The following is a 371-nucleotide window of genomic DNA, read 5'->3' on the forward strand; positions in this document are numbered from 1 at the left end:
TTGGGGCAGTTCTTCGACGGACAATGCGCGGCACAATCGCTGCGGCCAACCGGTGCGACAGGATGATCCGGCGGGGAGCCGATTGCTCCCCGAGTACGGGCTGTCGGGTGTGGTCCTCGCCGAAGTCCGACATTTCCTCGACAGCCTGGCTCCGCCTGACTGGCCCCTTGCGGAGGCTGAACGCAACGGGTTGCTGGAGCCGGATGAGGGCGCGCGTTCTGCCTGGCACTTCGCAGCCACCGGCGAGGCGCTGAGCCAGACCGATGCCAAAGGCCACGTCCGCCACTTCGCCCATGATCGGGCCGGCCAACTGCGCGAAGTTCGCCTGCAACGGGCCGGACAACCTGCCGCCGAAACGCTGGTCAGCGCCC

The 371-nt window shown here is 67.9% G+C and carries 1 pseudogene; it reads left to right on the forward strand.

Annotated features, from left to right (window positions below):
- A pseudogene (locus ACM6I5_RS19835) lies at positions 1 to 371 on the forward strand (hypothetical protein); the annotation flags it as partial.

Origin of the sequence: Pseudomonas sp. IT-P171, assembly GCF_949767765.1 — a bacterium.
GTDB lineage: Bacteria > Pseudomonadota > Gammaproteobacteria > Pseudomonadales > Pseudomonadaceae > Aquipseudomonas > Aquipseudomonas fluorescens_B.